Annotated in this window: 18 protein-coding genes and 1 pseudogene; 10 read left to right on the plus strand and 9 right to left on the minus strand. The window is 66.8% G+C overall.

Going from position 1 to position 14,969, the window contains the following annotated elements; all coding sequences use genetic code 11:
- Window positions 1-57 precede the first annotated feature (57 nt).
- The gene (locus tag ABT403_RS31990; RefSeq protein WP_344153145.1) at window positions 58-723 is read right to left on the minus strand and encodes a TetR/AcrR family transcriptional regulator; all 666 of its coding nucleotides are present in this window, start codon (window positions 721-723) and stop codon (window positions 58-60) included.
- 109 nt (window positions 724-832) lie between these two features.
- On the opposite strand from ABT403_RS31990, the gene ABT403_RS31995 reads away from it, so the two are divergent.
- Window positions 833-1,780: an SDR family NAD(P)-dependent oxidoreductase gene (locus tag ABT403_RS31995; RefSeq protein WP_344153148.1), complete on the plus strand. Its 948-nt coding sequence runs from the start codon at window positions 833-835 to the stop codon at window positions 1,778-1,780.
- A 129-nt stretch (window positions 1,781-1,909) separates the two neighbouring features.
- Here the strand turns inward: ABT403_RS31995 and ABT403_RS32000 are convergent, their stop codons facing one another.
- Window positions 1,910-2,395 carry a WapI family immunity protein gene (locus tag ABT403_RS32000; protein ID WP_344153151.1) on the minus strand — a complete coding sequence of 162 codons (486 nt, stop codon included), beginning with the start codon at window positions 2,393-2,395 and terminating at the stop codon, window positions 1,910-1,912.
- A 959-nt stretch (window positions 2,396-3,354) separates the two neighbouring features.
- On the minus strand, window positions 3,355-3,744 hold the full coding sequence (locus ABT403_RS32005) for a VOC family protein (RefSeq protein ID WP_045948181.1): 390 nt from the start codon (window positions 3,742-3,744) through the stop codon (window positions 3,355-3,357).
- 88 nt (window positions 3,745-3,832) lie between these two features.
- Here ABT403_RS32005 and ABT403_RS32010 point away from each other — a divergent pair, with 88 nt between their 5' ends.
- Window positions 3,833-4,645, plus strand: coding sequence for a TetR/AcrR family transcriptional regulator (locus ABT403_RS32010; protein WP_344153160.1), 813 nt, complete (start codon window positions 3,833-3,835; stop codon window positions 4,643-4,645).
- Between the two features lie 933 nt (window positions 4,646-5,578).
- Here ABT403_RS32010 and ABT403_RS32015 read toward each other — a convergent pair.
- Genes ABT403_RS32015 through ABT403_RS32025 form a run of 3 tightly spaced genes read right to left on the minus strand, consistent with a single transcriptional unit; the run spans window position 5,579 to window position 6,442 of the window.
- A complete protein-coding gene (locus ABT403_RS32015; protein ID WP_344153163.1) occupies window positions 5,579-5,794 on the minus strand; it encodes a hypothetical protein in 216 nt (71 codons plus the stop codon).
- 28 nt (window positions 5,795-5,822) lie between these two features.
- Complete coding sequence (locus ABT403_RS32020) at window positions 5,823-6,167, minus strand: hypothetical protein (RefSeq protein WP_344153166.1); 345 nt, start codon at window positions 6,165-6,167, stop codon at window positions 5,823-5,825.
- Between the two features lie 23 nt (window positions 6,168-6,190).
- Entirely contained in the window at window positions 6,191-6,442 is a 252-nt protein-coding gene (locus ABT403_RS32025) for a DUF6233 domain-containing protein (RefSeq protein WP_351650404.1), read from the minus strand.
- Between the two features lie 124 nt (window positions 6,443-6,566).
- Between ABT403_RS32025 and ABT403_RS32030 the strand changes: the two genes are divergently transcribed.
- The 7 genes and pseudogenes from ABT403_RS32030 to ABT403_RS32055 all read left to right on the plus strand — a co-directional run bounded on the left by ABT403_RS32030 (window position 6,567) and on the right by ABT403_RS32055 (window position 11,484).
- Window positions 6,567-7,130, plus strand: coding sequence for an SMI1/KNR4 family protein (locus tag ABT403_RS32030; RefSeq protein WP_344153169.1), 564 nt, complete (start codon window positions 6,567-6,569; stop codon window positions 7,128-7,130).
- A 140-nt stretch (window positions 7,131-7,270) separates the two neighbouring features.
- The gene (locus ABT403_RS32035; protein WP_344153172.1) at window positions 7,271-7,420 is read left to right on the plus strand and encodes a hypothetical protein; all 150 of its coding nucleotides are present in this window, start codon (window positions 7,271-7,273) and stop codon (window positions 7,418-7,420) included.
- 215 nt (window positions 7,421-7,635) lie between these two features.
- Complete coding sequence (locus tag ABT403_RS32040; RefSeq protein ID WP_344153175.1) at window positions 7,636-8,208, plus strand: MepB family protein; 573 nt, start codon at window positions 7,636-7,638, stop codon at window positions 8,206-8,208.
- Window positions 8,209-8,274: 66 nt separating this feature from the next.
- Window positions 8,275-8,418: pseudogene (locus ABT403_RS39095) on the plus strand (IS630 family transposase); the annotation flags it as partial.
- 573 nt (window positions 8,419-8,991) lie between these two features.
- Entirely contained in the window at window positions 8,992-9,564 is a 573-nt protein-coding gene (locus ABT403_RS32045) for a hypothetical protein (RefSeq protein WP_344153178.1), read from the plus strand.
- A 40-nt stretch (window positions 9,565-9,604) separates the two neighbouring features.
- The gene (locus ABT403_RS32050) at window positions 9,605-10,408 is read left to right on the plus strand and encodes a hypothetical protein (RefSeq protein ID WP_344153181.1); all 804 of its coding nucleotides are present in this window, start codon (window positions 9,605-9,607) and stop codon (window positions 10,406-10,408) included.
- Window positions 10,405-11,484 carry a radical SAM protein gene (locus tag ABT403_RS32055; RefSeq protein ID WP_344153184.1) on the plus strand — a complete coding sequence of 360 codons (1,080 nt, stop codon included), beginning with the start codon at window positions 10,405-10,407 and terminating at the stop codon, window positions 11,482-11,484. Before ABT403_RS32050 ends, ABT403_RS32055 begins: the two co-directional genes overlap by 4 nt.
- Window positions 11,485-11,744: 260 nt before the next feature.
- Here ABT403_RS32055 and ABT403_RS39100 read toward each other — a convergent pair.
- From ABT403_RS39100 to ABT403_RS32075, 3 genes are all read right to left on the minus strand, one after another.
- Window positions 11,745-12,823 (minus strand): IS630 family transposase gene (locus ABT403_RS39100; RefSeq protein ID WP_425580125.1). Its coding sequence is split into 2 segments (ribosomal slippage): window positions 11,745-12,256 and window positions 12,256-12,823, totalling 1,080 coding nucleotides; the frame shifts between segments, so codons are not numbered across the junction.
- A 70-nt stretch (window positions 12,824-12,893) separates the two neighbouring features.
- On the minus strand, window positions 12,894-13,409 hold the full coding sequence (locus ABT403_RS32070; protein ID WP_344153190.1) for a VOC family protein: 516 nt from the start codon (window positions 13,407-13,409) through the stop codon (window positions 12,894-12,896).
- Window positions 13,410-13,712: 303 nt separating this feature from the next.
- The gene (locus ABT403_RS32075) at window positions 13,713-14,021 is read right to left on the minus strand and encodes a hypothetical protein (RefSeq protein WP_344153193.1); all 309 of its coding nucleotides are present in this window, start codon (window positions 14,019-14,021) and stop codon (window positions 13,713-13,715) included.
- A gap of 101 nt (window positions 14,022-14,122) precedes the next feature.
- Between ABT403_RS32075 and ABT403_RS32080 the strand changes: the two genes are divergently transcribed.
- Window positions 14,123-14,698: a TetR/AcrR family transcriptional regulator gene (locus ABT403_RS32080; protein ID WP_344153196.1), complete on the plus strand. Its 576-nt coding sequence runs from the start codon at window positions 14,123-14,125 to the stop codon at window positions 14,696-14,698.
- Window positions 14,699-14,969: the final 271 nt, after the last annotated feature.

A 14,969-nucleotide genomic window follows, 5' to 3' on the forward strand; every position in this document is an offset into this window, starting at 1 on the left:
TCCGCGACCTCCTGGACCACTACGCAGAACTCCCGCAGCCGAACATACGCGGCGTTTTCAACGGCGGGGTAGCACACCCAGGAGAGTCGCCGTCAGGGCCTGCTTCAAGTAGTCCTCCAGGTCCAGGTGGAAGCGGGCCAGGTCGGGCTCGGCCTGGTAGGCCGCCCGCAGGCTGGGCGGGGGCGTGCTGTACGCCGACAGCGCCCCGGCCATGACCATGGTCTGGAGACTGAACAGGGTGGCGTTCTCACCCAGTTCCGGCAGGTACGTCCGGAGGAGGTCGGTCATGGTCGTCAGGCGGTTCAGGGAGGCGCGCTTGTAGCGGGCTGCGACCTCAACGGAGACATTGTGTTCGAGCACGCTGCCCTGCGCACCGAGGAGCTCGCACAGCACCACCCGGCCGGACAGCGAGCGGCTGAGGACCTCGGCCACCGCTGCCGCTCGCTCGGGCATGGAGAGATCGTTGTCGAGAGCGGCGGCCAACTCCTCTGCCAGTTCGGCCAGCCACTCCTGCAAGAAACGATCGAGCAGTTCCAAGAGCACCGCTTCGCGGGACTCGAAATAGCGCAGCACATTCGGCTTGGCCAGCCCGACCCGGCGGCTGAGCTCGTTGAGGGTGACCGCGGCCACCGGCATCTCGTCGAGCATGGCCGACGCCACGTCGAGGATCGCCTGCCGGCGGATCTTCCGTTGTTCCTCTGTTCGCGCGCGCTGGAAAGTCACGTTCCCCAGTCTAGATTACGTACCGTCGGTACGTTGACATCGTACCGACGGTACCTTAACGTCCGAGATGCAAGATACCTTCGGTACCTTCAGAGGCTGGGAGTCTGGTATGAGCGACAAGTGGACGACCGCGAACATTCCTGACCAGCACGGACGGGTGGCCGTCGTGACCGGCGCCAACACCGGCCTGGGATTCGAGACCGCCAGGGCGCTCGCCGAACGCGGAGCCTCCGTGGTGCTCGCCGTGCGCGACGTCGAGAAGGGCGAGAAGGCAGCGGCCCGCATCGGCGGCGAGGTGACCGTACAGGCGCTGGACCTGACCTCGCTCGACTCCGTCCGGGCGGCAGCCCAGGCCCTGCGATCCCGGTACGACCGGCTCGACCTGCTGATCAACAACGCCGGCGTCATGTACACCCCGAAGCAGACGACCGCCGACGGGTTCGAGATGCAGTTCGGGACCAACCATCTGGGCCACTTCGCACTCACCGGCCTCCTGCTGGACCTGATGCTGCCGGTGCCCGGCTCGCGCGTGGTCACGGCCAGCAGCACCGGCCACCGCATCCGGGCCGCGATCCACTTCGACGACCTGCAGTGGGAGCGGTCGTACAGCCGGGCCGGCGCCTATGGTCAGTCCAAGCTGGCCAACCTGATGTTCACCTACGAGCTGCAGCGCCGGCTCGCCTCGCACGGCACCACCGTCGCGGTGGCCGCACATCCCGGCCTGTCCAGCACCGAGCTGGCCCGTAACAGCCCTGCGGCCGTCCGGCTTCCGCTCACGTGGCTCGCCCCGCTGATCACCCAAACCCCGGCGATGGGCGCGCTGCCGACCCTGCGCGCCGCCGCCGACCCCGCCGTACTGGGCGGCCAGTACTACGGCCCCGGCGGACGCCTTGAGATCAAGGGTCACCCTCGGCTGGCCACCTCCAGCGCGCAGTCGTACGAGACGGCCGTCCAGCAACGGCTGTGGGCCGTCTCCGAAGACCTCACCGGCGTGATGTTCCCCGTCGCCCCATCCCACCAGAACCCGATGCGGTCCGGACCGGCCATCGCCGGTTAGCCTGCGCACCCCACCCCTCGTCTCCCTCGCCGAGTCCGAGCCCGCCCGCGTCCGGGGCGCGCGGCGGGCAGTCGCGGGCCGGGCGGCGGTGGAGCATGAGCCGGCGACGGGGAGTGGCAGGTGGCTGGATCAGCGGGGCGGGAGGGAAGCCAGAGAGAGGTCCCACTCGTCGGCCGCGTGGTGCAGCGCTCTGGCGTCCAACCTGACCTCCACGACGTACTGGTAGAGGTCGGCCCCGTCATCGTCCTGTTGCCACGGGGGTGCCGCCTCCAGGGACAGGTGAACGCGAATCACCACGGTCCCGCCCTCGCTTTGATGGGCGAGGCTGAAAGCCACGACCGGCTCGATGAACCACGTGTCCGGCGACAGCTCACCTTCAGCATCAGGTTCGGTGATGTCCACCGTCCCGGCGGCCACCGCGCGCAGCCACGTGGACACCTGGCGGGCCTCATGGGTGAGCAGACACGGATCGGCGAAGGACCAGTTCCCCTCAGGAGTCATCACCGTGCCGTCGATGACCAGCCAGTTGTCGTCGTACGAGTCGCCCCGGACGGTGGCGAACTGATAGCCGACTGGGCGGAGGTCGACACTGCTGGAAAGATCGTTCAGGAGCACTGGGCCAGGATGTCATGGGCTGACCGGCGCGCAGCGGTCGCTGCGGTGGATCGCGGGCGCGGAGCGGCTGAATGTGGAGCAGGGGGCGGCGGTAGCGGAGATCGGGGCTTCCGGGGCAGGGCCTGGTACGTGGCACTGCCCGGGGCCCGCGACGGAGGCGGCCGGCTGATCGCTACCGCCCGACTCAGGCCGCTCGAATGCCCCGATTCAAGCCCCGTGCTGACAGCCTTGAAGGCACGCTCGCGGGGACGCCCCGGGCCTGGGCGAGGGCGTGGAGTCGGGCCGGCTCGTGGTCAACCCCGCGCAGCGGGGCGGGCGGACCGCGTCGGTACTGGTCGCGCTCGCCCTGGCCACCGCGCGCCCTACGCCGGAGCCGCGCGTGGGGGTTCGTGACGACCGACTGCGGGCAGCACCGGTTCCTCGCGCACCACGGCTGCCACGAGGTGGGCTACGGCGAGGTGACTCGCCACCGTGCAGTCCTGCGAGGTCGGTACGGTCGATTCCTCCGTTCTGCAGCCTCTGCTGCCCCAACAGGTGACCCGGTCCGTCGAAGCGGTCCGCAGCCCGGGCTCCCCCTTGCCCTCGCACTCGCGGCATCCCACGCCGCCCGGGCCGGACATGCGCGCTCTCCAACTGGACGACGCGGACCTGGGCAACCGCCCGCTCACCAGTGCCGGACGCACCCGCCCCGTGGACGACTTCCACGGTCAGGACGCCACCCTGGAACGGCTCCGCATCGACCGCCAGCTCGAAGACGGCGATCCGCTACGCGGAGTCCGCACGGGCCCTGCTGGAGCAGGCCGCCGAGGGCGGCCACATCGAGAATCTCCAGAGCCGCCGTTCGCGTTCTCTACTTGCTCTACTTGCTTGGGGGGCTCAACAACAGGTCAGGACCTCTCCTCCCGGCGCCCCTCACCCTGACCGGGCGTCATCGCTCTGGGGCGGCGGCGCCGGTTGTCTCAGCGGCTGGTGGGTGCGTTCCAGTCGACCAGCTGGACGATGACGCCATTGGGGTCGCGGACCTGAAAGGCGCGCTCACCCCACTCCTCGTCCGTCAGCGGCATGGTGATCGCGACGCCTTCGGAGCGCAGGCGCGCCAGCTCGCCTTCGAGGTCCTCGACGACGAAGGCCAGGATCAGACCCGCGGCGTGCTCGTCGCGCTGGTCTGCCGGGAGGGACTCCAGCCCCCGCCGCAAAAAGATGACGTTCATGCCGGCGTCGTCGCGCGTCAGGGACGCGAAGCCGTCGGCGGCCATCTCCTCCCGGAACCCGAAGTGCTCGACGAGGAAGGCGCTGGATGCGGGGACATCGTCGACGTTGAGCGAAACGGCACTAGAGGTGATCTTCATGAAAACTCCTCCAAGATCGCACTGAGCAGATTCACTGTACGCAGTACAATGTACAACGTACAGAGTTTTATTGCGAGAGGATGACCCCGTGCCAACGGAACGAACCAGCTCGGGCGACCCGGCCCACACCCTGCAACTGCTCTGGCGCGGCTCCACCCCTGACCGTCGCCGAGGACCACGACGGGGGCTGAGCATCGACGCGGTGGTCGACGCCGCCACCGCCATCGCCGACGCTGAGGGCCTGGACGCGGTGACCATGCGCCGGGTGGCCAAGGACCTCGGCGTGGTGCCGATGACGCTGTACACCTACGTCCCCGGCAAGGCCGAGCTCCTCGACCTCATGCTCGACACCGCCTACGCCCGCATGCCCCGCACCGACACCACCGGACAGCCCTGGCGCCAACGCGTCACCGCCATCGCCGAGGAGAACAAGGCCCTTTTCGAACGCCACCCATGGGCCGCGGCCGTCTCCACCGTCAGGCCTCCGCTGGGGCCGGGGCAGATGTCAAAGTACGAGCACGAACTGTCTGGGCTCGACGGCCTCGGCCTCAGCGACGTCGAGATGGACGACTGCCTGACCCACCTGCTCACCTTCGTGCAGGCATGCGCCCGCGCCGTCGCCGACGTCCGCGCCGCACAGCACGACAGCGCCTTGAACGACCAACAGTGGTGGGAGCTGAACGCCCCGCTCCTCGCCCGGGTCCTCGACGAGAACGCCTACCCCACTGCCGTCCGCGTCGGCGCAGCCGCAGGCGCCGCACACAACAGTGCCTACGACCCCGCCCACGCCTACTCCTTCGGCCTGCAATGCGTCCTCGACGCCTTCGCCGCCCTGATCGACCGAAGCAAAGACGCGAGGACATCGGCTTCACCGCACCGGCACGACGCCACTGCCCCGTGATTCGAAGTACCCGTCGCCGGTACTCTCATCGCCCAGAGGGACGCCGATCTCACGCCGAATCAGGAACAGGGGCTGATCTTGTCGTTTAACCTCATCTCCTTGAAGGGGTGGGGATGGATCAGACGGTCTTCGAGTCCATCAGGTACTCGGCTGGGTGCCAGGACTGCGGTGCGGAGCTGGATTGCTGGGGCGTCCAAGCCCTGACGAACGGCTCCCTGCGCTGGGACACGGAATCCAGCTGCCCTGCCTGCGGGTCCGCGGTGGCCGCGTGCGGTGGTGACCTGCCCGCCGAACTGCGGGCCCGAATGCTCTTTGAGCATGGACCAGCGCGTCTCCAGGTGGACCCCTCAGCGAGGAACGCCGTGGTCATGCGGGCCCTGCGGTCAGGACATGGCCTCAGTCTTGGGGAAGTCAAGTCCCTGCTGGGGGAGGTCTTGGCGGGAACCCACTCAGGCACGATGCCCGAGATGGAGTTGCTGGCGCGCAAGATGAGGGCGCTTGGCGTCGATGCCGTAGCTACTCGGCCATAGATCCCCTGACCCGGCCGTTCAGCTGACTCTCCGGGGCCTGGTGCCGACCTTGTGGTGTGCGGTCCGGGCGTAGGACTCGCCAGTGGCGAGGACGGGACGGTTCGGTGCACCACCCGGAGTGCCGGTCTTCGTGCGCAGGGGCGTCGGCCGGGACGGGCCCCCACTCCCGCAGAAGCCCGCGGTGCTCCAGCTCGGCCCGCAGCCCCGGCGTGAGCGCGACGGCCAGTGTCGGCCGTCCCACCCACCCCGGACTCCCGCAGCTCGTGCCGCCCGGCACGGATCTGGCTCTGGTCAGACGGATCGGCCCGGACCCACAGCGCGCCGCCGGCCCGCAGAGGGGTTGGCGGTGGTGGGCCTGATTACCGTGGAGGGCGGCTCTCGGCATCACCATCAGCCGTGAGGTTCAGCGCTTGACGATGACGTAGACCGTGTCCGACTCGCGAAGCTTCATCAGACCCCCTGAGAGCAAGCAGCCGATGATGGAGACCAGAATCCCCCACGGCTCCCAGGTGGCCACCGAGATGATCAGCCCGAGGGCGCTGATCCCCAGGAGGAACGGTGACGCCCACACGAGCAGACCCAGCAGCAGGAATCCCAGGACGATGTCGATCCAAAGCACGCCGGTCACCTGATCCCCCCACAGTTCTTCATGTACGCAACCTCATTGCATTGCCTTGTGTGACCGGGGATTCGAGACCCCACAGGATCCAGCCCTGGAGTTGCTCTCGTGGCGCGGTGAGCTCGGCATCGGCCTCCGCATCGGCTTCGAGGCAATCGACGATCTTCTTCTGCCACTCGTCCAACCGCCGGGCGTGATGCTCCTCCTCGTGCGACGAACGGGCACCGGCCGGGAAGAAGGCCAAAGCCATATGGTGGCGGTTCCTCCACTCCTCGCCGACGGCCTGGGCCGTGACCACCGCCGCCACCCGCCGGGCATGCTCAGCCAACGAGTTGTCCGCCGGGCCGGTGTTCTTGGTCCCCGTTTTGATCACGGGACGACAATAACCCATTTTCGTCAAATCGACGATAACGGGGCCTCATCGACGACGCCCCGGATCGGCTGCAGCCCAGGAGCCGTTTGGTCGAGCGTGCCCAGTGCGGTGTCCGGGCGGCACTGCGGGCAGGCGGGGACGCCGTCGGCGACGGCCCGCCGGGCGGTGTCGGGGGTGGCGGGCATACGTCGGGTGCAGGTGTCCCAGCACCCCCGGTGTGGACGCGCACGGCGGCCTGCCCGGTGCCTCTCCCGTGCTCGATCGGCCAACGACATGCTCAAAGCGTCCTGAGGTTCTTCATCCTGGAGCGTGCCACCTGGGCCGGAGCCGGTGTGGATCCTCGCCTGTCCTGCCGACCTGCCCACGGACACCGGCTGGGGGTCCAGTAGCGTCCGTTCCGTGATCGCCCTCGACGCCCTCCTCCGCCTCTGCCCGCCGCCCGCCCAACGGCCGCCCGAGGTGGACTGGGCGCAGGCCGAGCGCGCCCTGGGGGTGGCTCTGCCCGCCGACTACAAGCGGCTCGTCGAGACATACGGCGACGGCATCTTCGACGACACGATCTGGTTGCTCGTCCCAGGCTCCGCCTACAGCGACTGCGACCTGCACGCACAGACGGCGGAGCGGGACGAGATCCTGGCCGACCTGTGGGAGTTCGAGGAGAAGCCGGCCGGCCTGCTGGAGGCGGGGGCCCGGGTCCTGCCGTGGGCGTTCGAGGAGGGCACGGGGGCGTTCCTCTACTGGCTGGCGCGGCCCGGCCAGCACCCCGACGAGTGGACCGTGCTCTACAACGAAGGGCGCGGCCCGCTGTGGGAGCACCACGACATGGGGTGCCTCGCCTTCCTGCTGGCGGTGCTCACGGGAACGGCGGAAACGGAGTACTTCAGCTCCATCCATGAAGTGCTGAAGCCGGCGGAACACCGCTTCGCGACGGCCGCCCAGGCCCTCGGAGCGTCACGGCACTGATGCCGTTCGGCCGCTCTCGATGACGCGGTCAACCGCCGGCGCGCCCCGCTGAGTCACACCCGGGATGGACGAGGCGGGGGCGTCGCCTCGCCGGATGCGGTCGACCCTGGGGGGGAGGAGGAGAGGGCGAGGGAGGCCGCGTGACGTCGCGACCGCCGGTTGAGCCGATGCTCGCGCAGGCTGCCGAGTCGGTGCCGGGCCCGGCCGCTCTGCGGGCCGGGGTGGCCTACGAGCAGAAGCTCGACGGTCGTCACCGCGCGATTTTGTTCACCGCTGCCCGGCCCGCGTGATCGGGTGGTGGTGCAGACCCCTCCCGGGGCGCTGGTCCAGCACCGGTGGCCCGACCCGACCTGGTGGCCGCCGCCGAGCAGTTGCCCGTCTTGCAGCAGGACGGCCAGGAACTCCTCACCCGCACCTACGCTGACCGCCGCGCCCTCCTGGAGGCCGGTGACCTGGGCGGCTGGCTGGCCGGAGACCGTTCCAGCGTTCGTGACAAGATGATCGAATGGCGACGAACCGCGGTCCCTCACCCGATCTCCACCCCACCGGATTCACGCCGTGGTCGGACGCCGCCCCGGCCCATAGGGATCTCCTCGCCGCGAAAGCGCTCGTCTACGACCCCTGCGGGTTCACCTGCTCGCAGCCGGCCCCGGAGGCCGAGAGTGCCGCATACGCCGCCCACGCCTTCACCCTTGACGGCCTCGCCATCCGATTCCGCGCGGCCAAGACGACCCCGACCAAGGTCGGCCAGTTCGTCACCGTATGGAAGAGGTCCCCGGGTGGGCCCATCCAGCCTTTCGATGCCGCCGACCCCGTCGACCTCGTCGTCGTCAGCACCCGCGACCATCAGCACTTCGGCCAGTTCGTCCTGCCCATGGACGCGCTCTGCCGACACGGTGTCGCGTCGACAGACGGCTCCGGTGGGAAACGAGCCTTCCGCGTCTACCCGCCCTGGGTGACCACCACCAACCGCCAAGCCGGCACTGCGCAGGCGTGGCAGCTGGACTACTTCCTCCACCTGCCCCACGACCGACCCATCGATTCCGCCCGAGCCCAAGAGCTTTACGACCCATACTGACTTCAGCTTGTTGCGGTGAATCGTTGTGAAGTCCCTGATGGGTGTGGGTGGCTGTATCCGTGCTGTGTGAGATACGCGGATGGGGGCGGGCTGACATCTGCGGGACGTCAGCGCCGGGAGACGGTACGAATGCAGGCGGCTGAACCTTTCGAGCGGAGGGGCAAGCCGTCGGAAGTCGCACAGCGGCTGCGGGTGAGCGTGAAGACGTCGGTAGTTCGGAAGGGACTGGCCTGCGTATTCTGCCTCCCGGCCAGCCGGGACGTCCTGGTGCGCGCCGTGCGGCTGTGCTGGGCCCCGGGTCTGGACCTCCCCACCCGGTAGCCGCCCTGGAAGAGCACATCGGCCACCGCTTCAGGGAGAAGCCCAGCGTCGCAGACGTCGTCGCCGAGGCCACCGGCGGCCGCCACTCGGGTATGGCGGCTGGATGCGGTGGCCGACCAGTGTGCAAGGACCCGTCGGTTCACGCATACTTGAGGGCAAGGCGGCCAGGCCGCCCAGCACCACGAGGCCCACATACGACCAACTGGTAGGCGCTGAAGGAGTTAAGCGGCTTACCTTGGCTCCGATCACGGGCCGCGGCTGAAGACCACTCGCCGATGACAGCCCTTGGGCCTGTGACATGAGGCGGTCGAAAAAGCCGTAGTGGTTTTCTTTCATGCCCGCTGCCCGGGTCGCACTGGGCTTCTCCAGCCTTCGCTGCGCCCCATTCTGGCATGCCAACGCTAGAGCAACGGACCAGACCATTTGTGGTTCTCGACTGGCGGAGCAGCAATGGCGACCCAGATGAACATCGAATTCGAGAACGTAGTTCATCAGCTGGAAAATTGGCTGGCGCGAGATCAGGAATCCGCCACCCCCAGGTTCCGTGAACGCACTTCTTATGCAGTGTCGCCGAGCAAAGTTCTCGGCACCCTCCTACGTCATCAAGTGCGCTTTATCCTCTTCGGTGGACTCGCGGCTATGTTCCATGGTTGGCCGGGGCCTACGTCCGACGTAGACGTCATGCCAGACCTTAGGAAGGACAATCGGCTCGCACTCTGGCGTGCAGCTCAAGACCTCATAGGCCGGCGGCTGGAGGAGCTTGGCGCGGGAGGGGTACCAGCAAATCCACCTGAACCGTTGGACGTTCGCGATTTTGGTCTTGGGGTGCTCTTCAATCCATTTTACCCGGAGGTGGGTGGGTATTTCGAATTGCTGCGAGATTCTGTTCCGTGCACCATCGGCTCCGGGACATTCCGCGTCGCGTCGCTAGAAGGCGTAATCAAGTCAATGACCTTGGCCGCTCGACCGAAAGACCAAGAGAAGCTTCCGGAGCTTACTTGCCTATTGCAGATGACGCGCGCTGCCGGGGATTGATTGATAATTCTGCAGCACTTTAGCCTTATGGAGGTGTGACATGACCGATCCAACGCCCGACCGTCTCATCCTGGACATAACACCCGATCTTGAGCGCGTAGACTCTGTCATGACTCGGATAATCAGTGATCCTGCGACCACGAATGACTTCCTGCGGGATCCCAGTGGCGTAGTTACCCGCCTCGGGCTTCACCCTGAAACCTCACGAGAGATCCACGACCGCGTCAATCGCGTCTTTTATGCAGTACTGACAAACAGAGAGTTGCTCGAATTGCTCACAGAGCATTATTCGCGCTTCGGTCCGTCCGGATCCGATCGGCAAACCTTCGAGTCGGCGATTCAGGGAGGCGAGCTAGGCAACAGCCTGGAATACGACATAGCAGGTTTCGAGCATTTGGCGGGTAATCCGGAGATGCTTCGCCGGGTATTCCTTGCAACCCTGACCGACCTCAATGACCGACGCATTCTCCTGAATCGGTACTCGGCGGACAGAATCACTGAATACGTTGACGAACTTGTACGAGCCGTGGGGGAGCGGCGCGCAGTCCGGGAGTTTCCGATCCTAGAAGAATGGGACGAAAACTACGGCATCGGGAAGCCGTACGGGGGGCTCGGCGTCCTAGAAGTCGGTCCTGCAGTAACCCTCGTTGCGGCTGTTGAAGCGGGTGCCATTGTGACGCTGCTCGTAGAAGTTAATGTATACGCCGACTTCAGCCGCGACACGCAGCGGCGAGCTGTTCTCGGCGACCCCGATGCCGCGCGCAAAATGGCCACTGCAGGTGCGCTCTTCCGGCTTGCAGGGGAAATGATGGTACACGTCAGCAACTTCGAGGGGCGCCCATGATGACCTCGAAGGGCGGGCTCGGAGAGCCGCACTCCGGCACTCGCATATTTCTCGAGCCAGAAGCGCTGACAATATTGGGAACCTACAAATGCACCGCAGCATGTGAGAACTGTTGCTTCGGCAGTAATCCGTTCATCACGAAGCGTCTGGATCTCGCGCAGATCTTGTCGTTCGTGGAGGAGGGGGCGAGGTATCCGACATGTAAATTGGTTGTATTCTCCGGTGGAGAGTGTTTCCTCCTCGGAAAAGACCTCGTTTCCGCTGTCAAATATGCAGCAAGCCTGGGGATGCACACGCGGTGCGTCACCAACGGCTTTTGGGCGCGAAGAATACCCCACGGCAGACGCCGGCTGAGGGAACTTGTGGAGGCTGGCCTAGCGGAACTGAATATTAGCACCGGAGATTTTCATCAGCGCTGGGTTCCGCAGGAGAGTGTCATTAACGCCGCTTGCATAGCGGCCGAGTTCGGCCTTAAGCCAATGATCATGGTCGAGGTGCGAAAGGATCGGAGCGTAACTTCAGAAACCTTTGCGGCGGATCCGCGAATTCGCGAGCTCATAGAAGGCGAACAGCTCAGCATCATAGAATCGCCGTGGATGCCGATGGATTATCGGGAGAACATCGAACAGCCGCAACACAGGCTACTCAATCGCCGAACATTGCATTTGAGGGGAGGATGTACGTCGGTCTTGAAGACGATCGTGGTAACGCCAGATCAGCGTGTCGGCTATTGCTGTGGCCTCACGCGAGAGCTCATTCCGGAGCTGAACGCAGATTGGGCCGGCGGGACACTTGACGACATCCTGACTGCTGGCGTTCGCGACTTCATGAAGGTGTGGTTGTTCGTTGACGGTCCTGAACGGATACTCGCGTGGGCAGCGAGTAAAGATTCTCGCATCGACTGGGAGGATCGATATGCGCATCACTGCCATAGCTGCCTGGCTCTCTTCGACGACCCACTCGTACGAGAGGCTATCCGTGCGAACTACCGAGAGCGCGTAGAAGACGTCCTGGCGCGTTATGTTGCACTGTTGCGGACCGACCAAAGCGTTCACTACGTCGACGCTGAGAATTAGTTCGCGGAATTGCTGAACCGGATTTCGCAGGCCGAGTTCAGGCGGCCGGCCCGACTGAACGAGTGCTTCCGGACTGGCTGCTGAGCCACCGAGATACCGGGTCAACTCACCACCCGAATGCGCACGGGGACGCGGTAGAAAGCAGCCATCCCCGTGCGCGTTCCCGGTTCACATGCAGCGGCGTCAAAGCGCCCTACCAGGACGGCTCTACCGGCCCGCCGACTCAACACCGGTAGCCATCACCTACTGACGTCGGCTTGTCAGAGTGAGACTGGTGCGTCGAGGGCCAGGCCGGTGCCGGCTATGAAGCCGTCGAGGATGTGGGGCCGGTACTGAAGGCGTTTGCCCCGGTGACGGACGAGGACTTGGAGTCGGCTCAGGGCCATGAGGGCGAGGTTGGCGAGGCTGCGTTTGACGTGGGCCCACACCCATTCGACGGGGTTCAGCTCGGGTGAGTAGGCAGGCAGCAGGAACACTGTCAGCCATTCACGCTCGGCCACGAGGTCGCGCATCCTGCGGGAGACGTGGGCGTTCAGGCGGTCCCAGACCAGCACGATCGACGCTCTGACCAGCTGATGAACGCCGTCGACCAGTGAGATGAAGTCACGCTCCCCCATGCTGCGGCGTACGCCCTTGCCGGCGGGGTGGGTCCGAAGGCGGTGACACAGCCGGGTTCTGGAACCCGGCCGCATCGCGATCAGCCCGGCCACGGAAAGCCGTCCTGCCCGCCGGCCGCTGATGGTGACGACCGGAGTTACTCCGCGCTGACCCCAGGTCTGTCCCCGGGGCGGCCGACGGTTGAAGCCTGCCTCGTCCTCGAAGCAGACGTAGTCCCCGCAGGCCGCCCGGGCCCTTTTACCTCCGCCCAGGTCACCTCCCGCCACACGGTGACAACCTGCTCATCGCGCTCGGCGACCCGCCGCGCGGGGACCTGCGGGCTGAAGCCGAGCCGGTGCAGCAACCGGGTGGCACCCGAGACGCTGTAGGAGACGTGGAACTTCCTGCCGATCAGCGTTGCCACCCTCGACGCGGTCCACACCTGGTCCTCCACCCAGCCATGCGCCGCCGGGCCCTCCTCCAGATAACCGGCCAGCTTCGCCAGATACCGCGGAGACAGCCGGCACCGGCTCCCGCTCGGACCCCGGGAGGCAAGAGCCTGAACACCGCCATCCCGCCACCACTGGTGCCACTGATACGCCGACTTCACGCTCACCCGCAGCCGCTGTGCGACTTCCGACGGCTTGACCCTCCGCTCGAACAGTTCAGCCGCCTGCATTCGTACCGTCTCCCGGCGCTGACGTCCCGCAGATGTCAGCCCGCCCCCATCCGCGTATCTCACACAGCACGGATACAGCCACCCACCCACACCCATCAGGGACTTCACAACGATTCACCCCGACGAGCTGAAGTCAATAACGACTTGGTGCGCGATGCCGGCTGAGGCCGAACAGAGCTCCGGTGGGATCGCGCAGGACCATGTCTCCGTCGGCGTCCTGGCGGACTTCGGTCGCACCGAGCTGTCGGGCCCGCCTGGCGTCGGCCTCGGGGCTGTTGCTGGCGAAGCTGATCAGCCAGAGTGATCGCTGCGCCGTGGGTTCACCTGGCGGCGGCCCGGTGACGGCGGTGGAGTCGTCCGGCAACCGGAACTCGGTGTGCTCGGGGTTGGAGCTCCAGTGCAGGGCCGGCCGGTAGAAGGCGGCGGCGTGCTCGGGGTGGTCGGTGAGAAGGCTGATGCCGGCGAAGGTTCCCGGTTCGTGGGCCAGCCGCATGCCGGTGTGGGTGCCGGGCTGCCAGAGTGACAGCGGTGCGCCGACGGGGTCGAGGGCGACTGCGGCGTGGCCGAGCGCCCCGACTCGGGTGGGTGCCACGACGATCTGGGCGCCCAGGCTCGTGAAGCGGGTGGCGGTGGCTTCGATGTCCGACACGGTGACGTTGATCGTCCAGTAGGGTGCGCCGGGGTCCTCGGCCGGACCCAGGGCGGCGGCGAGATGCCCGCGCAGTGTGCAGAGCCGGTAGCCGTTGGGGTCCGGTGGGGACGGTCCAACCGAACAGGGCGGTGTAGAACGCCGTCGTCGTCTCCATGTCGGGGGTGCCGAGGTCGATCCAGCTGACGGTGTTCTCGGGGTGCCGCGTGATGTCCATCGAGATGCCTCTCCCTCGGGGCCGCCTCGCCCCGGCAGTGGGGCGAGGCGGTGTTCAGAGCTGACCTGGCGGCGATCGGCGCGGTGTCAGGTGTAGTACGGCGAGTTCAGGTCGAGGCTGGCGTCTTTGACGATGTCGCCGTCGAACAGCCGCGTCGTCGCCGGGGCTCCGGCCCGGCGGGCTTCCTCAGCGAAGGGGCCCTGGGCGAAGGCCAGGGCGTTCTCGGCGCTGTCGAACTCGTAGAAGCCGCCGACGGTGTGCGTGCCGATGCCGGACAGCCACGTCTTGCGGATCAGGCCCGGCGCGGTCTTCAGCGCCGCGTTGATCTGCTGCCAGTCGAACTGATCGAACGGCACTGCCGCCTGGATCTCGGTGTAGAGAAACGTCTTGCCCATCACGAACCTCCGGTTTCGGGGCTGTCCAGCCCGCGCTACTAGTACGTGCGTCCTAGTGGCGAGCATGAACTAGGATGGGCGTACTAGTCAAGGGAGTCGCGATGGCCACGGACACGAAGTCCCGCATGATCAGCGCAGCAATCGGACTGCTGCGACGCCACGGCTTGGCCGCGATGACCTTCAATGACGTCCTGGCCGAGAGCGGGGCCGCGCGCGGGGCGATCTATCACCATTTCCCAGGCGGCAAACAGCAGCTCGCGCTCGAAGCCGCCCGCCGCAACGCGGAGGACGTCCGCGGCCACCTGCGCGAACTGCCGGCCCGCACACCACGCGAAGTCGTGGAGGCGTTCCTTGGCAACATCCGCCCCGTGGTGCAGGCCTCCGCCGACGGCGGCGGCTGCGCGGTCGCGGCGGTCACCATCGACGGCGGTGCGGCCATCGCCGACCAGAGCAGCCTGCGCACTGTCGCGGCCGAAGGATTCGCCGGCTGGGTCGGCGAGCTCACCGGAAAACTCACCCACGCCGGAATGAGCCCCTCCCAGGCCGCCGATCTGGCCACCCTCATGATCGTCACACTCGAAGGCGCCCACATCCTCTGTCGCGCGGCGGGCAGCATCGCGCCTTTCGACAGCGCCGCCTCGGCCCTGCTCTCCGCTCTCCCGCCGAGCTCGGGATGAACCCGGCGCCGGAAACCCGGCTGCGCGGCGCGCTGTAACGGTCATGCTTCTGCCATGACATGAACAGGGCCGTGCAGGCCGGGCGTTGTTGGGACGCGACACCTCGGCCGCACGAGCTTGTCCCATCGTCCGTCTCTTCGCCGGCCTCAAGCACCGACGGCTCGGTTCGCCGGATCGCAGGGCCGGCCGAGGCGTGGACGGCCGCGCAGGAGGGCCGACTACAAGAGCGTCGCGAGACTGCGGCCGGTTACGTGCGGCCGGCGCGGGACCG

It is taken from the genome of Streptomyces sp. NPDC000075 (genome assembly GCF_040301925.1).
Lineage (GTDB): Bacteria > Actinomycetota > Actinomycetes > Streptomycetales > Streptomycetaceae > Streptomyces > Streptomyces polychromogenes.

Bases quoted from the DNA above. Each gene is read 5' to 3' on its own strand.
- ABT403_RS31995 (WP_344153148.1), top strand. From the start codon at position 833: ATGAGCGACAAGTGGACGACCGCGAACATTCCTGACCAGCACGGACGG.
- ABT403_RS32075 (WP_344153193.1), bottom strand. From the start codon at position 14,021: ATGGGCAAGACGTTTCTCTACACCGAGATCCAGGCGGCAGTGCCGTTC.
- ABT403_RS32050 (WP_344153181.1), top strand. From the start codon at position 9,605: ATGACCGATCCAACGCCCGACCGTCTCATCCTGGACATAACACCCGAT.
- ABT403_RS32025 (WP_351650404.1), bottom strand. From the start codon at position 6,442: ATGTCGTTGGCCGATCGAGCACGGGAGAGGCACCGGGCAGGCCGCCGT.
- ABT403_RS32005 (WP_045948181.1), bottom strand. From the start codon at position 3,744: ATGAAGATCACCTCTAGTGCCGTTTCGCTCAACGTCGACGATGTCCCC.
- ABT403_RS32055 (WP_344153184.1), top strand. From the start codon at position 10,405: ATGATGACCTCGAAGGGCGGGCTCGGAGAGCCGCACTCCGGCACTCGC.
- ABT403_RS32080 (WP_344153196.1), top strand. From the start codon at position 14,123: ATGGCCACGGACACGAAGTCCCGCATGATCAGCGCAGCAATCGGACTG.
- ABT403_RS32040 (WP_344153175.1), top strand. From the start codon at position 7,636: ATGGCGACGAACCGCGGTCCCTCACCCGATCTCCACCCCACCGGATTC.
- ABT403_RS32045 (WP_344153178.1), top strand. From the start codon at position 8,992: ATGAACATCGAATTCGAGAACGTAGTTCATCAGCTGGAAAATTGGCTG.